This window comes from Streptomyces sp. URMC 126, from assembly GCF_051386555.1.
In the GTDB taxonomy this organism is placed as follows: Bacteria; Actinomycetota; Actinomycetes; order Streptomycetales; family Streptomycetaceae; genus Streptomyces.
Genome location: NZ_JBPQTX010000479.1, coordinates 1 through 3,681 on the forward strand (window position 1 = coordinate 1; position 3,681 = coordinate 3,681).

The 3,681-nt window shown below is 70.1% G+C and carries 2 protein-coding genes; both read left to right on the forward strand.

The genetic code is table 11. From position 1 onward, the window contains the following. Positions 1 to 162 precede the first annotated feature (162 nt). On the forward strand, positions 163 to 930 hold the full coding sequence (locus tag ACSNOK_RS31645; protein ID WP_436784238.1) for a MerR family transcriptional regulator: 768 nt from the start codon (positions 163 to 165) through the stop codon (positions 928 to 930). Positions 931 to 1,798: 868 nt separating this feature from the next. Next, positions 1,799 to 3,649: a M6 family metalloprotease domain-containing protein gene (locus ACSNOK_RS31650; protein WP_436784239.1), complete on the forward strand. Its 1,851-nt coding sequence runs from the start codon at positions 1,799 to 1,801 to the stop codon at positions 3,647 to 3,649. Positions 3,650 to 3,681 lie beyond the last annotated feature (32 nt).

The following is a 3,681-nucleotide window of genomic DNA, read 5'->3' on the forward strand; positions in this document are numbered from 1 at the left end:
TCGACCTTGGCGCGCAGCCGTTCGTCCGTGGTCATCCGGGCGCCCAGGGAGAGGATCGCCGTCCGGGTGCGCAGCCGGGGGGCGATGTCGGTGCCGGGCCGGAGCGGCATGCGGAGTGGGACCGGGGCCAAGACTGGGACTGGGACCGGGGCTGGGAGCTGCGTGGAGTGGACCATCCAGCAGGTGGCGCGCAGCGCCGGCGTCACCAGCCGCACGTTGCGGCACTACGACGAGATCGGGCTCCTTCCGCCCTCCCGCGTCGGCGCGAACGGCTACCGGTACTACGACGCCGAGGCGGTGGCCAGACTGCAGCGGATTCTGCTGCTGAGGGATCTCGGACTGAGCCTGCCGGTCATCGCGGAGGTGCTGAGCCGGGAAACCGACGAGGTGGAGGCGCTGCGGGAACATATCCGGCTGTTGGAGACCGAACGCGACCGCTTGGACCGGCGGATCAGGGCCGTTCGACGCACGCTCGACGCCCGGCGTTCGGGGCAGGACCCGACCATGGACATGATGCTGGAGGGATTCAACGACCGCTACGAGGACGAGGTGGTCGCCCGGTGGGGGGAACGAGCCTTCCGGGTGAGCAACGACTGGTGGCACGGCAAGGACCTGCGGCAGAAGCTCGCCTGGAAGCGGGACACCGACGAGCTCGTCGAGGCGTGGGCCACCGCCTGGCGCGAGGGCACGTCCCCACTCTCGGAGCGCGCGCAGGCGCTGGCGGCCCGGCACGTCGCCTGGCTCCGTGCGATTCCCGGCACTCCGCTGGCCGACGGCGACCACGAGCGATCCGTCGAGCTCGTTCGCGGGCTCGGGGACATGTACGTCACGAACCCGTGTTTCGCCACCACCTACGGGTCCGTGGAGGGAGCCGCCTTCGTACGGGACGCGCTGTACGAGTACGTGCGGGCTTCCATGATGGCTCCCTGAGACCGCCGCTATGGCGATTCCGGCTTCAGGAACGAACATCGAGAATCGCCTAGGGAATTCCCCGTACGGGAGAATCCGTAGTGGGCTTCTCTCACAGGGAACCCCTAGGGAATCTCCCTTATCGAGAGCTCTCTTTCCCGACCGCCTCGGCAGTGCCCATCCGTTCTTCGCCCCCTGCTCCCACGGCATCGACCGACAGCTCGCCCGCGTCGTCAGAGCGGGGGCCCCTCCGCGGCCAGGGGAAATATGAGAGCGTCGCCTCGCACGTCCGGTCGCCCCCGGAGGCACGGGCCGTGCCCCGTACACGGAACCGGCTCAGCCGCGTCGTTCGCTTGGCCCACCACTCAAGCGTCGCGGTGCCTCGTAGTCGTCACCCTGGAGGGACTCCGGACGCCCCCTTCGCAGAAGGCGCCGGCCCTCGGCGCATCCCGATCGGTGATGCCGCGCGGCCCCGAACAGCGCGCCCCCTAAGGGCAATCGTCAGGGTTCTTCCCGGCAGCCGGACGCGGCGTCACTCTGGCGTCACGACTCCCTCCCCCTTACCTTGGCCCCGGTGGGCACCCCCATCGAACAGCTTGCCGCGTCTCCGGCGGTCAACTCCTGACGGCAGGAGACGACTTCAGACAAGAGGTGAGTCTTGTTCCTCCACCGTCACAGACGTTCCGCCGGCTCAAGATCCGGCAGGCTCCGCCGGACCGGGACCGGCCGAATACGGTTCGGTCGCCTGCGCGTCGCCGCCGCGCTCCTCGGGCTGACGGCCACCGCGGTCGCCGCGGGCCCCGCGCTGGCGACGCCCGACGCCGTATCGGGCGGACGACAGCCCCTCGTCCGCCCGATCGACCCGCAGAACTGGCGTAACCCCGACGACATGACCTGGGCGGAATACCGGTCGGTCCCCGGCACCCGCTGGGCCGACCCCAATCTCCAGCCCACACAGCGGAAGTTCAAGGGCGCGCTGGTGCTCCTCGACTACCCGGACGAGGAGTTCTCCGTCAGCAAGCAGGCCGGAGCCGGCCGGTTCGGCAATCCGCAGCCGCCCGCGTCCGGCATCCCCCGCGACCGGGTGCCCGCCTTCTACCGCGACTTCCTCAACAAGCCCGGCACGCTCAACCACGGGCACACGATCAACGAATACTGGATGGAGGATTCCGGGGGGCGCTTCGGGGTCGACCTGACGGCGTTCGGGGTCTACCGGCTGCCGTGGAAGTCGTACCAGTACGGGATCGAGCCCGATATGAACCCCGGGGCCTGCCCCCGTGGCGACACCTGTGGCAAGGACATCAGGGCCGACGGGAAGCGGGCCTGGGTCGCCGATGTGGGCGCCGGACAGGCGGGGAAGTTCGATTTCGTCTTCTACCTGACGGCGGGGGTGGACGAGTCGTCCGCCTGGCAGGAGTTCGGGCAGATGAAGTTCCGGTCGCCGGAGGACGTGCCCGCCGCCTGGGGGCCGCCGTCCCCGCTCGCGTCCGGTGGCAACGCGGCGAAGACCCGGTACGTGCCGTGGACGTCCTGGCAGGCCGCGGCGCGGATCTGGCCGAACGCGGCGAACGGGTCGTCCACCCAGGCCGAGAGCTCGGGCATGGCGACGTTCGCCCATGAGCTCAGCCACATCCTGGGCATCGGGGACAACTACAACAACCCCTACGGGACGCCCCTGAGCCGTAGTTACACCGGCATCTGGGGGATGCTCTCGCGTGGCTCCTTCAACGGACCGGGTGGCCCCCACACGCGTTGGCGGATCCCCGCGACCGCCGGCGGCTCCATGGGGGCCCAGCACGTCCTGCGGGACAAGATGAAGCTCGGCATCGTCGACGAGAAGAACGTCCTCCGGCTCGACCGCGACGATCTCAAGAACCAGGGGCTCGTCGTGGCCCGCGTCACCGCCCGTTCCGCACCACCCGGTGAAAAGGGCCTCTCCGGTATCAACGTCGGCCTGAGCCGTGACCTCTCCCCGGCGTGCGACCGCGCCAAGGACCCGCTCTGCGACGGCGGCGGCTACGACAACTACACCGTCGAGGTCGTCGACCGCATGGGCATGGACTCCTTCACCCCCGACCACGGCGTACTGCTCAGCAAGACGAAGAACGCCGACCGGGCCCCCTTCGCGTGGGTGATCGACGCCCACCCCGAGGACATCGGCATGGTCGACTTCAAGCGCCCCGACGGCACCCTCCAGAAGATCACCATGGGTGACTACCGGCAGCTCAGTGACGCCCTCTTCCACGCGGGAGCCGACTCCGGCAGCTCCTACGAGTACGTGGACCGGGCCAACCGCCTGCACTTCTACATCCTCGACATCCGGCGCGACGCGTCCGGCGTCCTCTCCTACGACGTCGGCGTCAAGTCCCTCGACGGGACCGGCCCGCAACTGCGCGGCGCCGCTCTGGGGCGCGGTACGGCGCAGGGCCGGCCGGTCGACGGCCGGGCCAGGTGCACGTTCGACCTAGCCAACACCGGCCGTCCCGCGGAGGCCGACGACGGATACCGTTCGGCCGACGTGTACCGGCTGTCGGCCACCGCCTCCGGGCGCGGTTGGTCCGCCTGGCTGCCCAACCGGCTGGCGACGGCCAAGGCCGGCGCGTCCGTCCCCGTCGATGTCGCCGTCGCGGCCGCGCCGGGCGCCGAACGGAACGGCAAGATCACCCTCACGGCCCGCTCGGAGAGCGACCCGAACCGGACGGCCACGGCGACTTGCTCGCTCCGCAAGAACGGGCGGTAGAGACGTCCTCAGAGTGAAGGGGGGGAGGGGAG

Coding starts and splice junctions, on each gene's coding strand:
- ACSNOK_RS31650 (WP_436784239.1), top strand. CDS start 1,799: ATGACCTGGGCGGAATACCGGTCGGTCCCCGGCACCCGCTGGGCCGAC.